We start from the raw sequence: 16,268 nt of genomic DNA on the forward strand, positions 1-16,268 counted from the left end.
TTATTTGTTTCCTACTATCATATTTATGTGATTGTGGAGAACCGTAATCGTTGAAGGTGTTGTCGTTTCTTTTTCTCCATCACAATCTACCGTTTTTTCAGGAGTGGTTTCAATATGGACTTCTTTTGTCCGAAAATGCATAAGGTTGCTTTCAGGGTCAAGCTGTTCCTCATCAGGAGTTGTTTGTAACCATGCCATAACCGGCTCGATTCCCATTTCTTTAATAACGAATACATCTAATAATCCGTCTTGAAATGAGCTGTTTCCTAGCATAGCGCGAGTTCCTCCTAAAAAAGGACCGTTCCCAATTAACACCATAACTGCTTCTCCTTCATAGGAAGCTTTTTCGCTCGTCATTTTTAATTGAAAAGGCTCTGCTTGATTTAACGTTCTACCTACGCTCATGTAGTAAGAGAGCTTACCAAATTTCTCTTTATTTTCTTCTAAAATATTTTCAGATACATCAGCTACAAGACCGATTCCCCAAAAGTTTAAAAAATAATCTTCGCCATGTTTTCCAACATCCACTGCTTCCGTCTGCTTTTCAATAATTTGCTCCACTGCTTTTAAAGGATTTTGATTCATTCCGATTGCACGCGAAAAGTCGTTGCACGTTCCTCCGGGTAAAATAGCAAATACAGGGCGTTGCTTCAGCGGAGCAAGAGCGTTGATCAACTCATAAATCGTCCCGTCTCCTCCTGCTCCAATAATGACATCCGCTTCGCCTTCCAATTTTCTTACCAGCTCGGCACCATCTCCAGGTTGCTCTGTTTTATATAAAGTAACCGCCTCAAATGCTATGTTTAACCGATCACATATAAAGTCAATTTCATTTACTAATTTTTTGTTTCCTGCGTTTGGATTCAAAATCACTGCTGCCTTCATCTTTCTCTCTCCTCTATTCATATCTTCCGTTTCACCTTTTTTCCCTTTCTTTTGAAAAAACAAACCTTTTGAAATATGAACGTTTTATGAAACCATTCCAATAGTGCTTTTTTTACTTTCAAAACCTGCTATAATAATTTTCGGACTTGTATTAACAAAAGATGGTTATTGAGAGGAGCTTTCTATACGTGTCAATAAAATGTATGACGCAGCTATTTGCAAGTTGTTTTGTTTTTTTACTTTCCTCAGTCGCTACTTGGTATAACGGCTCTTCGATGCTTGAAGGACCTTTATCAGCTAGTTTGACCGGAGGGCTAACAAAGTCCTCGGCGGTTCATCACTATTCTCACATCGATTATTTGTTATATACAATTAAATTCCACCCTCAGTTTCCAATTATGATGATGGTGAGCGGGATTTATTTGATTGTATTACTATCTATTATTGGGTTCAAAAAGCGGTATGGATTGATTAGCTCCTGCTGTTTATGTATCACAGCTCTCTTATGCTACAGCAGCTATAAACTTTCACATACCCCGACCGAAGGTGAACACGCCATGATTACCTCTAGCTTAGCTGCAGCAAGTTTATGCTTAGCAGTCGGATTATTCTATTTATTAAAGCGATTTTATTCTCAAAAAGAATATATTTAACTATATGAAAAAAACGTCGGATCTACCGACGTTTTTTATGTGAAATCCGGTTTATTATTGATTTTGCTCAACTGGCGTATAACCAATATAAGCAGACTGAGGTCGGTAAATACGATTATTTTCTGACTGTTCTACGACATGAGCTGTCCAACCAACCACACGGCTTGCTGTGAAGGTCGGAGTGAATAGTTCAGAGGGAAGCTCAACCGCTTTCATAACCGCTGCAGCGAAATATTCTACGTTGGTATAAATACCTCTACCCGGCTTGTATTCATTGAGTAACTCAATGGTTTTATCTTCAATTTTAACAATTAAATCAAATAGCCCGTTGTCTCCTGAAATTTGTTTCGATACTTCTTTTAATGCTTCTGCTCTCGGGTCATGTGTACGATAAACGCGATGACCAAATCCCATGATTTTCTCTTTATTATCTAATTTTTTACGAACCCAAGGCTCAATATTCTCTTCACTTCCAATTTCATCAAACATGCTAATAACACCAGAAGGAGCTCCTCCGTGAAGCGGACCTTTCATCGCGCCGATTGCTCCGCAAATAGCTGAAACCATGTCAGATTCGGTAGATGAAATAACGCGTGATGAGAAGGTTGAGGCGTTCATTCCATGCTCAATTGTCAAAACAAAATATGCGTTCAGCGCAGTAACCAAACTTTGATCTGGAATTTCCCCGTTAATCATGTATAAATAGTTTGCTACATGATCCAAATGCTCGTTAGGCTCTACTACTTCTAAATCATTCATTTTACGATACCAATAGGCAATAATGGTAGGTGTTACCGCTGTAATCGCAAGCGCCTGCTCTTTTGTCGGAGGCCAGCTGTATGAAGGGTCTCCTAACGCCGAGATACATGTGCGAAGCGCGCTCATCACTTCTGTATCTTTTGGCAAACAGTCCATTAACGCAACAATATTAGCTGGAAGCGTACGATGAGTCACCATCTCTTGTTTAAATGCTTTTAACTCATCATGATTTGGCAGCGTGCCGTTCCAAATTAAATAAGAAACTTCTTCAAAAGAATAATTGATCGCCAAATCTTTTGCCCAATATCCGCGATAAATCAGCTGACCTTTCTCTCCATCAACATGCCCTACTTTTGTTTCAGCTGCAACGATTCCTTCTAGTCCTTTAACATATGTCATCTCAACCACTCCCCCAATTATTTTTAACAAACCGGCCCTTTTTTTTATGTACGGCTCGTTTGCAGAATGAATAGACTCACCTTAGTGGTGCACTATACCATTTTATTCCTCTTTCTTAATTGTCAGAACAGTATACAAAATGAACATTTCAACACGTGTTATTTCTGCGCTCGCGGCTTTGTTTTACGGGAGAAAAAAATATTTTTTTAGGATTTTCTTCGAGGGTACTTTTTTGTTAACGCTTACAAATATGCGGGTTTCTAACGTATTTAGAGGAATTTGATGTGCTATTTTTAGATGAATCACTATTCACTTCCTTATGTAAGAGTTTACATTTATTTGAATCATAAGTAAAATAGATAAATAGAATAAATAGTATGAAAACTAAGAATACTAGTGAGGAGAATTTATGGATATTCGAGAACTGCAACATTTCATGGAAGTAGTTAATCAAAAAAGTTTCACGAAAGCAGCAGCTGCAATTCACTTGTCTCAGCCAGCATTAAGTAAAATTGTAAAAAAACTAGAAGAAGAACTCGGCGTAGACCTTTTTGATCGCTCTACTCGAAAGCTGACATTAACCGATGCAGGACAGATTGTGTACGGGCAAAGCCAAAAGCTGGTATCCACTCTTCACGAGCTGCATGCTCTGTTAGATGATTTACGAAATCTGCCTACAGGAGATATTAAAGTAGGAATTCCTCCTTTAGTAGGGACTGTCGTTTTCCCGATGATTGCAAAAAACTTTACATCAAAACATCCTCAGGTGAAATTAGAGCTTGTGGAGCTTGGCGCAAAGCGAATTGTCGAACTTGTAGAAAACGAACAAGTAGACCTTGGCATTATCGTATTGCCTATTCAAAACCCTCTTTTTCACGTCTATCCGTTTATTGAAGAAGAGTTTAATTTATACATTCATCATGAGCATCCCCTGGCAGCTAAATCAATTGTTGCTTTGAGCGAGCTTAGAGAAGAGCCGTTTGTCCTGTTCAGCAAAGATTTCTCTCTTCATGATCGCATTATTCATGAGTGCATTCAAGCGGGTTTTCATCCAAAAATAGCGTACGAAAGTTCTCAATGGGATTTGATTATTGAACTAGTTGCTTCTGAATTAGGTATTGCTATTTTACCAAAGTCCGTGTTTCCAAAAATCAATAATCCCTTTATTAAAAGTATTCCAATTGCCGCACCTACTCCAATGTGGGAGCTCGGCATCATTTTGAAAAAAGATCGCTATATGTCATATGCTACACGAGAACTTTTATCCTTCCTAGTAGACCAAGACATCATTTTGCCGTCTCATACGATGTCAGCAAACTCTTAACAAAAAAGCCTCTTCTTTCATTAGAAAGAGGCTTTTAGTCATCTTTGATATCTTCTTCACCCTTTTTTGTCTTGCGATTAACTAAAAACAAGTCAGCAAATGGCGACTTGTTTTACAGCTGCTTTTTGAATAGCACACCTTTTTTAAAATGTACTCCCAAAGCTTCACGATTGGCCATAAATACTCCTATTAAAATAAGAAGACCTCCGCCAATAATAGAAGGCGTGATAGCTTCATTTAAGACTACATAGCCGATTAACACGGCGATTAAAGGAGATAAATACAACCAAGTAGATGGAAAAACCGGATTTGTTTGGGCGATTAGCCAATAATATAAGCCGTGTCCAGCAATTGAACCAACAAAAATTAAATATACAATAGACCATACTGCGTTCCAAGGCATAATAGTCGAAACATGAATCTGCTCTGTACATAAAGATAGCACGAGTAGAAATATTCCCCCGTAAAACATTTGAATACCGTTAATTAAAAACGACACAGGGCTTCAACGTCTTAACGCCATTCTTTCAGCTGAAATATAAAAAGATTCTTTAATAGATGTTTAATTATAAGAAGAGAAGTGTATACAGAAAGAGGAGAAGAAAGTTATTCTTTCTTCTCCTCCACCCTTTTAACTCACATTTTTATTCACAGCAATAATTTCACTCAGGTTATTCATATAAATAATTTGTTCACCAAACGTTCTATTTTTCAAAGCAGCCGTATGGTGCGGTTTCATGCCAATAATATAGCATGTGATCCCCATAAGATAGAAGGACTGCATAAAGCCTGCAAAAGCTTGAATTCCTTCGGTTGTTAATATATCTAGGCCCCCAAAGTCAAATAGAAGCGTGGTGTAATTTCCTTCATGTGCAAAGTTTTGCAAAATGGACGTATTTTCAGCTACAAGAGCTGTGTCTAAGTCTCCAAAAAGAGGTATAAGCCCTACTTTAGAGGATAATTTAATAAAAGAAGCGGACAATTGCTTAATTTTTTGTAATGATTTTTCGAGACGTTCTTTTTGTTCAAGCAGTTCAAAATCTGTATCTGCTAATCGTTTCCGATGGTCTTGAACAAGATTCGTTAGCTCCTGTATACGTTCATCTTGGCGAATACAAACTAAATGACCTATATCACTATCCCATTGAATTAAGCATTCAAACAGTGAATACGGCGAATCATTGGTTTGCATCACAAGCTCTACTTTCTGAATAGCCTGGCCTCGGCTTTGGACAAGCGTTTGCTCATCATGGGGTTCGTCTACAGACAATTCTCGAGAATCTTTCTGGCGCAAGCTTAAAAACTTTCTCGCCTTTTCTTGACTAAATACGTCTACAAGATCTAAAAAATTAGCTGAAGGCTTAAATAAATGACCTGATTGTTGCGACCATTCCAAAATATTAAATTCAGTATCCACTAGAAAGTAAGGAATTGGAACATATTCAAGCATCGACATTAACTTCCACTCCTTTGTGATAACTGATTAACCAGTTATTTAGTTGGTAAAGATCCGGAATTAGGCGTGTATGCTCAGAACAGTAAGAACGGAAATCAATTTGAGAAACTAAACGCCCTCCTACCATTACTGTTGGTCTTGGTTCTAATTTGTCCAAAGTTTTGGTATATTCAGCAAGCCTCTCAATATGATAAGGAATGCTGACAGATAATCCTACCATGTGCGGCTTCCATTCTATAGCCATTTTCTCAGCGTATTCCAGAGGTAGATTGGCCCCTAAAAAGCGAGTATTCCAACCATGTTCCTCAAACAATAAAGCCACCATCTTTAAACCAATGAAGTGCTGTTCTTGTTCCAAGCATAGAAGCAGTGCCCTTGGAGCGGTGTCTGAAGCGTGTCCCTGAATTTTTTTATAAAAGCGATAGCGAGTTAGCACATAATCACACGTCGTAGTTGCAACATGCTCATCAGCTACAGAAATGATATTTTCTTCCCACATATCTCCAGTTACTCGCATTGCGGTTGTAATTAAATTTTCATAAATATCTAGGCTGTTCTTTCCTTGGTGGATTTCTTCTAGCACAACTTCCCAAGCGCTGTCTTGATCACCAGCTAATAAATAGCCTACAAATTTTTGTACTTGAGATTTCATTGTTTCACCTCAGTAAACGTAAAGCTTTTAAGAAACTTGAATAAAAGCTTCTCGTCTCTCTTTTTCAAGATCGCCTAAAATGTATACCACTTTTAGACTAACACATGTTGCCAATAGCAACAACCTAAAAATAGAATAATAACTTTTTATCTTACTACACTCAGTAAAGTATGACTAGTATTTCTCTAAATATTCTCCTTTCCCTTTTATTTACGAAAAACACCTCGGCATTTTTTACCGAGGTGTTTTTTCCAGTTGTCATCATTTCGGCTAAAAGAATGTAAGTTCGTCTTTTTCTCTTTTAAGCATCCCTACTCATTTTCCACTTTTAATAGACTTTCAAACATATGTATTTATGACTCTTCTGCTCCAACCATAATGCTGATAAGATAGAGAGCTGTCATAACTGAACCGATTGTATTCCATATCAAATGAATATATTGGCTGGTCGCCATAAACAAGTATACGCTTAGCGAGAGCAGCACCGTTCCGAACAAAAAAGACCATTTAAAGAATGACAGTGGTCGCTTGAACTTTATACGCAAACAAAAAATGAGAATAAAGCCTACTAGCGCCATCACAAAGAAACTAACGTTAAATAAATTGATAGTTATCACATTTGTTCACACTCCCTTTGCCCCCCAAAACTATTATAACATATTTTTCCTTATCTTCATTCTTTCTCTAGAAGCAAACGCGTCGAAAATTGTTTTTTAAACGTGTTTATGTCACAATATTTTTATAAAAATTCCAAGGAATGAGGGAATGCATTGACTACACCTGAAGCTCAAGATTCAAAATGGTCCATTTTAAATAAAGCCCTTCATAGTTCGCAATCTGGTATTATCGTGACGGATCCTTCTTTACCTGATAATCCAATTATTTACCTCAACCAAGGGTTTTCCCTTATGACCGGCTATAAGGAAGAAGAAGTATTAGGGGAAAATTGCCGTTTTCTACAAGGGCCTCTTACAAGCCCGCACCACGTTGATGAAATTCGCAGCGCTATAAGCCGCAATCAGTCAGTTTCTGTTACGCTTGTGAATTATCGAAAAGACGGCTCTTTCTTTCATAATCAGCTAACGATTGACCCGACATATGTAGAGGAAGAAGATAAATACTACTTTATTGGTGTTCAAAAAGACGTAACAATAGAGATTACAGCCCAGGAACAGCTTCAGCAAGCTTTAGAAGAAGTGGAAAGGCTATCCACTCCTATCGTACCAATAGAAGAAGGAATCTCTGTTCTTCCATTAATCGGAACTTTAAATGAGCGGCGTATAGAAATGCTATTTAATAGCTTCACCTCGCGTAACACAAGCAGCAAAGATCGTTACTTAATCTTAGACGTCTCAGGGTTAGCTGGATTTAACGATTCATTCGGCCGTGATATTCTTAATATTTACAATTGGCTGAAGCTAATGGGAACTCAGCTCGTTTTAACAGGAATTTCTCCTAACATGGCCATACATATGAGCACTATAGAAGATGATATGTCCTTTATTTTAGTCTATCAAAGCATTAAAGATGCCTTACCGAAGCTAAAGCTATAAGCACAAGAAGTGGTTCTTTATGAAAAATAGGTAAAATGTATGAATAGGCTAGTTAAAAAATGTTTATTTTTTAATAAATTGGGTTTGAAATTATACAGTTAGGGAAAACAAGGCGTATAGGAAAATAAATGCGCTTCATAATGGATTTATTTATAAGCATCCTCACTCTAGATCAGGGGATGCTTTTATGCCTTTATTTATAAAATAATTAGACTATACATATGTAAGGAGAGTCTTCATGCATAGAAATCAGGACCTATATCATTTTTTAAAAGAACATTCTCTTCAATTAACTGAAGACTGGTACAATCAGCTCGACGATGAAAACGAGTTCTCCGTGTATTCGAGTAAAAATCCAGTAATTGTGAAAGAACTGAAGCAGCAAAATCAAGATTATTTCCAGCATTTATTTGACGTATTTATAAAAGATGAGGAATATTTTTTTTCCGATTTCCAGCAGTGGTCCGTCGAACTTGCGCGTGATCCAAAGCATTTAAGTACGCCTCTTCACTTTGTTATTCGAGAATACTTTAATTCACAAAAAATTGTCGTTAATTACTTAAAGAAGTTTATCTCTTTGCATTCAGAAGAGGTAAGCGTGGATAAGATATTTATGTGGTATGACATTATTGTTAAAGCGTTTGATCTATCTATTTATATCTTTATTCAAGAATATCATAAAAATACGCAAGAACAGCTGAACGCTCAGAAAGAGTTAATTAATGAATTAAGTTCTCCTGTGATCATGCTCCAAAACAAAGTTGCACTTCTGCCTCTTGTGGGAGATATTGGAACGGTTAAAAGTCAGTTTATTTTAGAAAACACGCTTCAGCAATGCTCGGAAAAAGACGTTGAACATTTATGTATTGACCTGCTCGGTGTAGCTACGATTGACACGATGATGGCACAAGAGATTTTTAATTTGGTAAAAGCTCTTCGTTTAATCGGGGTGCAAACAATTTTATCTGGAATTCGACCGGAAATTTCTCAAACTGCAATTCGCTTAGGGCTTTCATTTGAACAGGTCAAGACTACTTCTTCTCTTGCACAGGCGCTTAATTCTATTAGTTAAACATATGGCTCTCTATTACAGCATAGAGAGCCATATCTATGGCGTTTCAAATTTTACTGGAGTATAGTAGACGCGCCCGATTAACTTTTCACCGTTGTTATCTTTCCAGTCCGCTACGAGTATATACCGATCACTGTTACTGTGAGAGGCAGAATCTACTGTAATAGCAGATGTTTTTTTTATGTCCTTTTTTTCTACTATGTTTTCATAAATAGACTGATTGCGAATTTGTTTGTAATAAAGCGCATTAGGTTCTTTACCATCTATTTCAATGGACACTTGACCATCTTGAGAGACGGGAATACTATCTTTCATAACAATTTGTCTAAAATTTTTTCGTTCGCCAAAATCAGCTTCACATTCGGTCCAGCAAAAAAATAAAGGCTTGATGATGGCTTCTTTGCCTTCGGCTATTATTTTTATAGCGGGTGGATAAGGATCTTCAAGCGTTTCAGCTGTAGGAACCTGACATGCGGTTAATGAAAATAAACTAAATAGGATAACCACCACTTTTTTCATACTATGTCCTCCCTTTTTTGTGAACGTGGTGCACGTAAGTGAGTGGGTGCATAGTATAATCTTTCGCCTGCAACCAAAAGATTCCTTTTATAAGCAACAAAAAAACAGCTGCCTATTTGTTTAGACAGCTGTTTTTTTCTATTTACTTAGCATGCTTATTTCTTTTTTCATATCTTTTTCTACATATTCCATTAAATCAGATACGTAGGTTTGAAGCGGTTTTGTTGCGTCTTTGTGATCATTCATCGTTAATTCATAAATGCTATCGATATTATCAATCATCAGTTCCATATCATCGATGACGCCCGTATGCTTATACATCGTTTTCATCGTAGGATCAAGGGAAGCTAATTCATTATATTCATAGTTTATCGTATTTGAAATATCATCGAGTTCATTGATAAATTGCTTTTTGGTTTTTTTTTCGGCCATAAGCTGATTATACTCTTTAAAAGCAGTTTGAAGGTTTTTCTGAGAGGCAGTCAATACTTTCAGCTGTTCTCGTCCTAAATAATAATCATAAATACTAGTAACAGTAAAATATCCCCCAAATGTGAGCGCGATTCCGACAACTAAACCTATCCAAAACGTGCTCGTTTTAAAAAAATGTTTCATAATGACTCCTTTTATCTGTGTTCTATGTACAACACTAGCTCATGCTGCTGCTTTTTCCTAGGATACACCAAAAACGAAGTGGAAGCTACACTTTTTTAAAATTTTGTCGAATTTTGTCTCTTGTTTCACAAGCTTCAGCACATTATTTTCCATCTCTATTTCTCCATCTGTATACATCAAATTCGTTAACCGCTGTAAAACCAAGTTTTTCATAGGCTGGCTTTCCTGCACTTGTAGCATGCAAAATACACGTATCTGCCTGTTTTTTTGCTTCAGTAAGAACTTCCTTCAAATAGGCGGTAGCCAGGCCTTTTCTCCTCATATGTCTAGCTGTAGTGATACAGTACAAACCCGCTGTACCGTCATAAAAAAAGAGAGACCCAGCTACAGCTGGCCGGTTGTGATAAAGACCCAAATATAAGTGATATTGGTCAGTGTGCTGCATAAGCTCCCTAAACCTTTCAAGAAAGTCAGCTTGATATTCTTTTGGTTTTTGATAGCCGTCTATGTATACCGTTATCCATTCTTTCAATTCAGCTTTTGTGTGCACTCGCTTACATTGAAACCCTTCTACTCCTGTGTGTACGTATTCTTTTTCTTGAGTGTGCTGAATCATTCCGATCCATTTTTCATAAGGAACAAATCCATTTTTATGAAGAACTGGCCCAAGGTTATCATATGAAGATGGACCAACAATCCATAGAGGTTCTTCCCCTTCCGAAGAGCACATCCCTAACGCAGTCTCAATATGACGGGTTCCTGCATATATGCCGCGATTATAAGGAGATGCAGAAATCCATTTCATTTCTGGTGTATCCACCTTCACAGATTTCTTCGTATGCTGAAAATACATCCAGTGCTGAATCAAGTGTTGTTCTACTATATCGCTTTGATTTTTTATTTTCACTTCATGTTTCCTTTCTCTTCTAAACTATGTTCCTTTTTCTATTATATACTAGTTAGTCTATTTTCTATGACTCTATCCCAGTTCTTAAGTCCTTTTCCAAGTTTTTTTTATTTTTTTTGTTATTCTATGAATAGTTTTCTTTTAAGTGGGGTACTAACCTATATAAGCAATACATCATTAAAAAGGAGGATGATATTTATGTCATTTTTATGGGCACTTATTGTAGGTGGTATTATTGGGTGGCTTGCCGGATTAATTACGGGAAGAGACGTTCCAGGAGGTATTATTGGTAACATTATTGCCGGTTTCATCGGTTCTTGGTTAGGTTCAGCTATCTTTGGAAGCTTCGGACCAGTTGTAGGTGGATTTGCTATTATTCCTGCTATTATCGGATCAATCATTTTAGTGTTAATCGTAAGTTTCATCATGAGAAAAATGCGTGGTAGTCATAAACATGCATAATGAATTATTATATTAGAAAAAGAACCTCTGTTGAAAAAGAGGTTCTTTTTTTATATGAAAAATTCTTAAGATTTACTATTTTTAATTTCATAATATTGAAAAATAAACCTATTAATGTTAATTTAACCATAATCACTATAAAAAAAGAGGAATTAACATGCTGCTTTCAACCCATCAAAAAGACAAATCCATGTACCAAATACTAATAGAAGAAATCGAACAGACACGAACGTTGATGATTCAAACGGCTGTCCGTGAAGGAATGACAAGTCCTAACACACTTCAAGTTAGTCAATCATTAGATGCTTTGTTAAATAAACTTCAAATTTTCTTCTACCAATAAAAGCCCATGAATATGTAACCATATCATGGGCTTTTGTTTTATATTAGTCCGCTTGATTAACATATTCCACTGCTTGGTGAAGGCTACTGAAAGTTGTAATATCAGCCAAATCTAACCCTAAGTTCACCATCGTCTGAGCAATTTCAGCACGGATACCGCTTAAAACCACTTGAATTCCTAATAATCTTAAAGCACCGATTACTTTAAAAATTTGGTCCGCTACCATTGTATCAATAATTGGAACCGCATATAAATCAATAATCAGCCAATTTAGCTTGTACTCGCTGCCGTGCTGAAGGGCATTTTCCATTAAAATTTGAGCCCGATTTGTATCTAAATCGCCAACAAGAGGAATCACGCCAATTTCTTTCGTAATGCGTACTACAGGAATTGAAAGTTCATCAATTGCATAGCGAGCGGATTGGATTTTGTTTGCAAAGTCGGTCATATATGATTTACTAACCCAGTGCACAGCCTTGTCCACTACTAAGTTGAAACGAGAAATAACTTGATAGAAGGCATCAAACGTAAATGTTTCAGTCTTTGCTTCTTCTTTAATAATTTCCCCGATAATATTTCGGTAATAGCTGATTTCTTCTAATGCTACATCCAGCGGAAGCTGAAGGACAACAAGTAGATTTGCTACTTCTCTTCCCCATTCCTCAAGCACTTCAAAGTTTTTCGTATCATTTGTTGAGACAGAATCAGCGTATATTTGAATTAAATGAACGCGCCACGGTTCTAACTGTTGTTGAATATCTTTGTCTTCATCTTGTTTTTGTTTTGAGAACTCTTCTTTTTTTTCTAGAATTAAATTCGTAATGTGTTTAAGCTTTTTATCTAATAATAATGACTCCATATTGTTCTCCCGTTAAGAATTTGTTTACTTAAAATGATATCACATATACCGTTAAAAAAAGTAAAACCAAGGGAAAAAGCTTTTAAAAATGAACCAGATGTCCCCTTTTGCGAATAGAATGAGCTAAATTGAATCTAAAACGTACATAAGCTGAACTTCTCTCCTTTATTTTATCGTTACATTCACGGTGAATTCTCATACATAACTCTTCAATTTAATGTTGGGCTATCTTAGCATATATGATAAATAGATGAAAAAATGTAAAAGGGTTTGCAGCAAGCATGTCGCATGACAAAATGTGTTTTAGGAAAGACTGAAAAGGAATTCCCTATAAAAAGGAGGTTAGGTATATGTCATTTATTTGGACGCTTATTGTTGGAGGACTTATCGGGTGGCTCGCCGGTGTGTTAACAGGACGAGATGTTCCAGGTGGAATTATCGGAAACATCATCGCTGGGTTCATTGGAGCATGGTTAGGCTCTCTAATTTTTGGAGATTTCGGTCCAGAGATCGGCGGATTCGCAATTGTTCCTGCAATTATTGGTGCTGTTATTTTAGTTTTAATTGTGAGTTTTGTTTTACGCAAAATGCGCGGAAATAATAATCATCGACACGCCTAAATAAAAAAGAGAAATCAGCGTCTTGATTTCTCTTTTTCCCTTACTTCTTATAGCAAAATGTTTTAATAATGGACCTACCTATAAGTGTAATTCTTTATGGCTACATTTAATAATTGCTGTTTGTCACCTCTTACATTTAATATTTCTACACCCTCATATCAAGCGCGTTAGTAATGAGCACCTCTGTCCCTTCGAGGTCATCAAGCATATCAGTGAAGATAGCTTCAATATGAACAAATGCAGTTTTAGCTTTCATTAGACATTGTTTTATAGCTGCTTCCTATTTCGGTTCTACTAGTTCAATAAATGACCTTGCTTGTTTGCCCTTTAACTGTGCGTAGTGTGTATCTGTAGCTAATTCAACGGTTTCGTTGTCTAAGTTGACCCACATCCGATAAGATTGTACCTTTATATCCTTTTTGGTTTCTACCGGTTCAAAGTGAAGAATGTAGTTAGGTTTTCGAATCATTTCAGCTTTTTCTTCTCTCCAGGATACATCTTTTAACCACTGCTGCACTTTCTGCACTTGATTTTGGTCTTTCATTTTAACCGCATGGCCATATTGATTATCGGCTATGTATTTTTCGATTACGAGCTTTTGTTCAACAGTACCGCTTGAAGCACTGCTTTGCTGACATCCTGTGATCACCCAACAAATAGCAATGAGAACTACTAATCCAGACCATACTTTTTTCATTTACATCTACCTTTCTTTTTGTAATTGAAATGAGATGTTCTTGCTGAATGATGCTACCAGCTGCTCGTTTTTAAATCTCTTTTTGCATTCTCTTTTCTTCCTATAAATCCCTGCTTCATTTGCTCAAAAAAACTGAATCCCCGAAAGGATCCAGTTTTTCGTTACGATTCGACATCTTCTATGACATGAACAGCGCGAATAGCGGCGTTTACTTTTGTATGTTGAACGTATTCTTTTGCTTCGTGTATCGTCATTGCTTCTACTTCTTGGTAATAAATCACGTTTCTCCATTCATATTCTACTGAATAACGATTTGACTTTTCCACATGGTATCCTCCTTATTGATGAACTAAAATTTGATCAATCAAGCCATATTCTTTTGCTTCATCCGCTGTAAAGAATGTATCTCGATCAGTGTCTTTATTAATCGTTGACAGCGATTGTCCTGTTCGTTCAGACAGAAGTTCATTTAGGTGGTCTTTTAAGCGCAAAATACGCTTCGCTCGAATTTCAATTTCAGCTGCTTGTCCTTTTGCTCCTCCTAGCGGCTGATGAATCATCACTTCGCTGTTAGGAAGAGCAAAACGTTTCCCTTTTTGACCGCCCGCTAGTAAAACTTAACCCATAGATGCTGCTAGCCCTATACACAATGTACTTACATCTGCACGTATAAGCTGCATTGTATCAAAAATAGCCATGCCCGCTGTAATGGACCCTCCCGGTGAATTAATATAAATGCTAATATCTTTTTCTGGGTTTTCTGCATCTAAAAATAAAAGCTGAGCGATAATGCTAGTAGCCACCTCATCCGTAACTTCACCTGTGAGCATAATCACTCGGTCGAGCAACAGCCTTGAATAAATGTCATAGGCACGCTCTCCTTTACTTGTTTGTTCTACTACATAGGGAGTTAAGTTTATGTGACCGCCTCTTTCCACTGAATTAATACGAGCAAATTTTTTTACTTTTGCACTGACTTCTTGATTTAAAAATGAATCCCCTATCAAATCTTCATCGGTAAATTTAATCATTAGAGAATGTCTTTCTTGCTGTATATGCAAGTGTTCATCGCGGTAAGTCACCGCAACTGCAATCTCTGCCTGTGGATATAAAACGGTCTCTTCCGTGTAGAGCTCTATTAATAAAGGTTCATCGTCAATATGTTTTACTTCGATTTGTCCTTGTGGGTTTTCACAGTACCCATTTAAGTTTCTTGTTTTGAACAAACCTTGGGGCAGCTGAATATCAATCGTGATGTTTTTAACTTTTATTTGCGATCGTTCAAATGTAATACATAGGTGGTTCATTCCTTCTTCTTTTTCCATTACTGATTTTGCCACCGCTAATTTAATCATGCGATGAATGATCCTTTAAAATCTGAGTAACAGACTCAATTACTTTTTGCCGTACGTCTGCTGATAAATTCCGATTCATAGCGACAAACACATCTTCATTGACTTGATGCATTTCTTGATTTTGAATTTGTTTGCTTTGGTAAAGAGGGAGCTGCGCACCTATACTTTTCACTTCTTCCACACTCATTGAACGCAGCGTTTCTTGAATGGAAGCTAGTGACTCCCCTGCTTTTGATAATGTTAAAGCGGCTCGAAAGTAATGAACATGCTGATCTGTATAGACGCGCTTATTTCCCACTAGCTCCAGCGGAGGAACAATTTCTATTTGCGTGTAATACCGCACCGTACGCAGGTTCAAGTCCGCACCTTCATTGTTTAATAATTCCGTAATTTGCTTGCCTGTATATGTTTTCAAACAATCCCCCCTTTTCAGTTACAGTTAACTGTTATACTGTCATTATACTGTAAAGATATTGATTTTACAATTAAAACCATGGTAAATTTTAGATAAAGCAGCAAAGCCTATAAATAAAAAGAACGAACCAAAGAGCCCAGGTCATATGCCCGGGCTCTCTTTACTAAGCGAAAAAACAACTGTGTATATTTCAATCTATTCCTCCTGACACTTCTCATGCTACACTTTAGTTATCTTAAAAAAGGAGAGAACATATGATGGGGAATCCAAGTATAGATTGCTTAGGGTGTCGATTAGCAAATGACCAGGAGAAATCGCATATGATATTTGAAGATTCGTTTGTGACGTGCCTGCTAGACCACAAGCCGTTTAACGAAGGCCACCTCTTAATTCTTCCTAAAGCACATATAGTGGAAATCGACGAATTCGATACTGAACACATATTGGCCGTGATGAATGCAGCGAAGCTAATGACAAAAGCAGTTAAGACGCTTTTTATTCCAGACGGAGTTACTCTCTCTCAAAACGGGGGTATGTTTAACGAGTTAACTCATTTTCACATGCACATCGTTCCGAGATATAAAGAGGAGTGTTTCGGAGATTTTTATACGCAAATTCCCGAATATGCTGAAAATGATGACGTCTTGGCTGCAACAGCTCAGAAAATGCGCCGCGTCATTCAGCAAATGTCTTTATAAAAAAAACGGCCTCCTTATGGAAGCC

20 protein-coding genes and 2 pseudogenes are annotated in these 16,268 nt (G+C 37.1%); 8 read left to right on the forward strand and 14 right to left on the reverse strand.

What is annotated here, in order from left to right; genetic code table 11:
- Window positions 1–885: a diacylglycerol/lipid kinase family protein gene (locus ACMX9J_RS06335; protein WP_255219781.1), complete on the reverse strand. Its 885-nt coding sequence runs from the start codon at window positions 883–885 to the stop codon at window positions 1–3.
- A gap of 188 nt (window positions 886–1,073) precedes the next feature.
- Between ACMX9J_RS06335 and ACMX9J_RS06340 the strand changes: the two genes are divergently transcribed.
- Window positions 1,074–1,538, forward strand: coding sequence for a DUF4306 domain-containing protein (locus ACMX9J_RS06340; RefSeq protein ID WP_223260182.1), 465 nt, complete (start codon window positions 1,074–1,076; stop codon window positions 1,536–1,538).
- A gap of 54 nt (window positions 1,539–1,592) precedes the next feature.
- On the opposite strand, the gene ACMX9J_RS06345 is transcribed toward ACMX9J_RS06340, so the two are convergent.
- The gene (locus ACMX9J_RS06345) at window positions 1,593–2,696 is read right to left on the reverse strand and encodes a citrate/2-methylcitrate synthase (RefSeq protein WP_047750537.1); all 1,104 of its coding nucleotides are present in this window, start codon (window positions 2,694–2,696) and stop codon (window positions 1,593–1,595) included.
- Between the two features lie 409 nt (window positions 2,697–3,105).
- Here ACMX9J_RS06345 and ACMX9J_RS06350 point away from each other — a divergent pair, with 409 nt between their 5' ends.
- Window positions 3,106–4,020 carry a LysR family transcriptional regulator gene (locus ACMX9J_RS06350; RefSeq protein ID WP_013083830.1) on the forward strand — a complete coding sequence of 305 codons (915 nt, stop codon included), beginning with the start codon at window positions 3,106–3,108 and terminating at the stop codon, window positions 4,018–4,020.
- A gap of 112 nt (window positions 4,021–4,132) precedes the next feature.
- On the opposite strand, the pseudogene ACMX9J_RS06355 reads toward ACMX9J_RS06350, so the two are convergent.
- The 4 genes and pseudogenes from ACMX9J_RS06355 to ACMX9J_RS06370 all read right to left on the reverse strand — a co-directional run.
- A pseudogene (locus ACMX9J_RS06355) lies at window positions 4,133–4,513 on the reverse strand (EamA family transporter); the annotation flags it as partial.
- Between the two features lie 138 nt (window positions 4,514–4,651).
- Window positions 4,652–5,476, reverse strand: a complete 825-nt coding sequence (locus tag ACMX9J_RS06360) for an STAS domain-containing protein (protein WP_029714452.1) — start codon at window positions 5,474–5,476, stop codon at window positions 4,652–4,654.
- Entirely contained in the window at window positions 5,463–6,128 is a 666-nt protein-coding gene (locus ACMX9J_RS06365; protein ID WP_047750536.1) for a cobalamin B12-binding domain-containing protein, read from the reverse strand. The genes ACMX9J_RS06360 and ACMX9J_RS06365 overlap by 14 nt, the downstream gene beginning before the upstream one ends.
- 353 nt (window positions 6,129–6,481) lie before the next feature.
- Window positions 6,482–6,745: a hypothetical protein gene (locus tag ACMX9J_RS06370; RefSeq protein ID WP_176343827.1), complete on the reverse strand. Its 264-nt coding sequence runs from the start codon at window positions 6,743–6,745 to the stop codon at window positions 6,482–6,484.
- Between the two features lie 153 nt (window positions 6,746–6,898).
- Here ACMX9J_RS06370 and ACMX9J_RS06375 point away from each other — a divergent pair, with 153 nt between their 5' ends.
- Window positions 6,899–7,681, forward strand: coding sequence for a PAS domain-containing protein (locus ACMX9J_RS06375; RefSeq protein ID WP_048018976.1), 783 nt, complete (start codon window positions 6,899–6,901; stop codon window positions 7,679–7,681).
- Between the two features lie 238 nt (window positions 7,682–7,919).
- Window positions 7,920–8,753: an STAS domain-containing protein gene (locus tag ACMX9J_RS06380; protein ID WP_047750534.1), complete on the forward strand. Its 834-nt coding sequence runs from the start codon at window positions 7,920–7,922 to the stop codon at window positions 8,751–8,753.
- A gap of 36 nt (window positions 8,754–8,789) precedes the next feature.
- On the opposite strand, the gene ACMX9J_RS06385 is transcribed toward ACMX9J_RS06380, so the two are convergent.
- From ACMX9J_RS06385 to ACMX9J_RS06395, 3 genes are all read right to left on the reverse strand, one after another.
- Window positions 8,790–9,272: a hypothetical protein gene (locus tag ACMX9J_RS06385; RefSeq protein WP_047750533.1), complete on the reverse strand. Its 483-nt coding sequence runs from the start codon at window positions 9,270–9,272 to the stop codon at window positions 8,790–8,792.
- 138 nt (window positions 9,273–9,410) lie between these two features.
- A complete protein-coding gene (locus tag ACMX9J_RS06390; protein WP_014459392.1) occupies window positions 9,411–9,887 on the reverse strand; it encodes a hypothetical protein in 477 nt (158 codons plus the stop codon).
- 142 nt (window positions 9,888–10,029) lie between these two features.
- Window positions 10,030–10,794: a GNAT family N-acetyltransferase gene (locus ACMX9J_RS06395; RefSeq protein ID WP_176343826.1), complete on the reverse strand. Its 765-nt coding sequence runs from the start codon at window positions 10,792–10,794 to the stop codon at window positions 10,030–10,032.
- A gap of 198 nt (window positions 10,795–10,992) precedes the next feature.
- Here ACMX9J_RS06395 and ACMX9J_RS06400 point away from each other — a divergent pair, with 198 nt between their 5' ends.
- Window positions 10,993–11,256: a GlsB/YeaQ/YmgE family stress response membrane protein gene (locus ACMX9J_RS06400; protein WP_013083841.1), complete on the forward strand. Its 264-nt coding sequence runs from the start codon at window positions 10,993–10,995 to the stop codon at window positions 11,254–11,256.
- A 157-nt stretch (window positions 11,257–11,413) separates the two neighbouring features.
- Window positions 11,414–11,599 carry an aspartyl-phosphate phosphatase Spo0E family protein gene (locus ACMX9J_RS06405; protein ID WP_028414380.1) on the forward strand — a complete coding sequence of 62 codons (186 nt, stop codon included), beginning with the start codon at window positions 11,414–11,416 and terminating at the stop codon, window positions 11,597–11,599.
- 43 nt (window positions 11,600–11,642) lie between these two features.
- On the opposite strand, the gene ACMX9J_RS06410 is transcribed toward ACMX9J_RS06405, so the two are convergent.
- Complete coding sequence (locus ACMX9J_RS06410) at window positions 11,643–12,458, reverse strand: STAS domain-containing protein (protein ID WP_033580587.1); 816 nt, start codon at window positions 12,456–12,458, stop codon at window positions 11,643–11,645.
- A gap of 350 nt (window positions 12,459–12,808) precedes the next feature.
- On the opposite strand from ACMX9J_RS06410, the gene ACMX9J_RS06415 reads away from it, so the two are divergent.
- Entirely contained in the window at window positions 12,809–13,078 is a 270-nt protein-coding gene (locus tag ACMX9J_RS06415; RefSeq protein ID WP_013083843.1) for a GlsB/YeaQ/YmgE family stress response membrane protein, read from the forward strand.
- A 280-nt stretch (window positions 13,079–13,358) separates the two neighbouring features.
- On the opposite strand, the gene ACMX9J_RS06420 is transcribed toward ACMX9J_RS06415, so the two are convergent.
- From ACMX9J_RS06420 to ACMX9J_RS06435, 4 genes and pseudogenes are all read right to left on the reverse strand, one after another.
- On the reverse strand, window positions 13,359–13,775 hold the full coding sequence (locus ACMX9J_RS06420) for a hypothetical protein (RefSeq protein WP_028414382.1): 417 nt from the start codon (window positions 13,773–13,775) through the stop codon (window positions 13,359–13,361).
- A gap of 161 nt (window positions 13,776–13,936) precedes the next feature.
- Window positions 13,937–14,101 carry a hypothetical protein gene (locus ACMX9J_RS06425; protein ID WP_416225544.1) on the reverse strand — a complete coding sequence of 55 codons (165 nt, stop codon included), beginning with the start codon at window positions 14,099–14,101 and terminating at the stop codon, window positions 13,937–13,939.
- Between the two features lie 12 nt (window positions 14,102–14,113).
- Window positions 14,114–14,695: pseudogene (clpP, locus tag ACMX9J_RS06430) on the reverse strand (ATP-dependent Clp endopeptidase proteolytic subunit ClpP).
- Window positions 14,696–15,122: 427 nt separating this feature from the next.
- The gene (locus ACMX9J_RS06435) at window positions 15,123–15,545 is read right to left on the reverse strand and encodes a MerR family transcriptional regulator (protein WP_034270210.1); all 423 of its coding nucleotides are present in this window, start codon (window positions 15,543–15,545) and stop codon (window positions 15,123–15,125) included.
- A 254-nt stretch (window positions 15,546–15,799) separates the two neighbouring features.
- On the opposite strand from ACMX9J_RS06435, the gene ACMX9J_RS06440 reads away from it, so the two are divergent.
- Window positions 15,800–16,243, forward strand: a complete 444-nt coding sequence (locus tag ACMX9J_RS06440; RefSeq protein WP_080754500.1) for an HIT family protein — start codon at window positions 15,800–15,802, stop codon at window positions 16,241–16,243.
- Window positions 16,244–16,268: the final 25 nt, after the last annotated feature.

The sequence above is a fragment of the Priestia sp. RMT2NF4 genome, from assembly GCF_047872835.1.
GTDB lineage: Bacteria > Bacillota > Bacilli > Bacillales > Bacillaceae_H > Priestia > Priestia zanthoxyli.

Coding starts and splice junctions, on each gene's coding strand:
- ACMX9J_RS06335 (WP_255219781.1), bottom strand. CDS start 885: ATGAAGGCAGCAGTGATTTTGAATCCAAACGCAGGAAACAAAAAATTA.
- ACMX9J_RS06345 (WP_047750537.1), bottom strand. CDS start 2,696: ATGACATATGTTAAAGGACTAGAAGGAATCGTTGCAGCTGAAACAAAA.
- ACMX9J_RS06350 (WP_013083830.1), top strand. CDS start 3,106: ATGGATATTCGAGAACTGCAACATTTCATGGAAGTAGTTAATCAAAAA.
- ACMX9J_RS06360 (WP_029714452.1), bottom strand. CDS start 5,476: ATGTCGATGCTTGAATATGTTCCAATTCCTTACTTTCTAGTGGATACT.
- ACMX9J_RS06365 (WP_047750536.1), bottom strand. CDS start 6,128: ATGAAATCTCAAGTACAAAAATTTGTAGGCTATTTATTAGCTGGTGAT.
- ACMX9J_RS06380 (WP_047750534.1), top strand. CDS start 7,920: ATGCATAGAAATCAGGACCTATATCATTTTTTAAAAGAACATTCTCTT.
- ACMX9J_RS06385 (WP_047750533.1), bottom strand. CDS start 9,272: ATGAAAAAAGTGGTGGTTATCCTATTTAGTTTATTTTCATTAACCGCA.
- ACMX9J_RS06390 (WP_014459392.1), bottom strand. CDS start 9,887: ATGAAACATTTTTTTAAAACGAGCACGTTTTGGATAGGTTTAGTTGTC.
- ACMX9J_RS06400 (WP_013083841.1), top strand. CDS start 10,993: ATGTCATTTTTATGGGCACTTATTGTAGGTGGTATTATTGGGTGGCTT.
- ACMX9J_RS06405 (WP_028414380.1), top strand. CDS start 11,414: ATGCTGCTTTCAACCCATCAAAAAGACAAATCCATGTACCAAATACTA.
- ACMX9J_RS06410 (WP_033580587.1), bottom strand. CDS start 12,458: ATGGAGTCATTATTATTAGATAAAAAGCTTAAACACATTACGAATTTA.
- ACMX9J_RS06415 (WP_013083843.1), top strand. CDS start 12,809: ATGTCATTTATTTGGACGCTTATTGTTGGAGGACTTATCGGGTGGCTC.
- ACMX9J_RS06420 (WP_028414382.1), bottom strand. CDS start 13,775: ATGAAAAAAGTATGGTCTGGATTAGTAGTTCTCATTGCTATTTGTTGG.
- ACMX9J_RS06440 (WP_080754500.1), top strand. CDS start 15,800: ATGATGGGGAATCCAAGTATAGATTGCTTAGGGTGTCGATTAGCAAAT.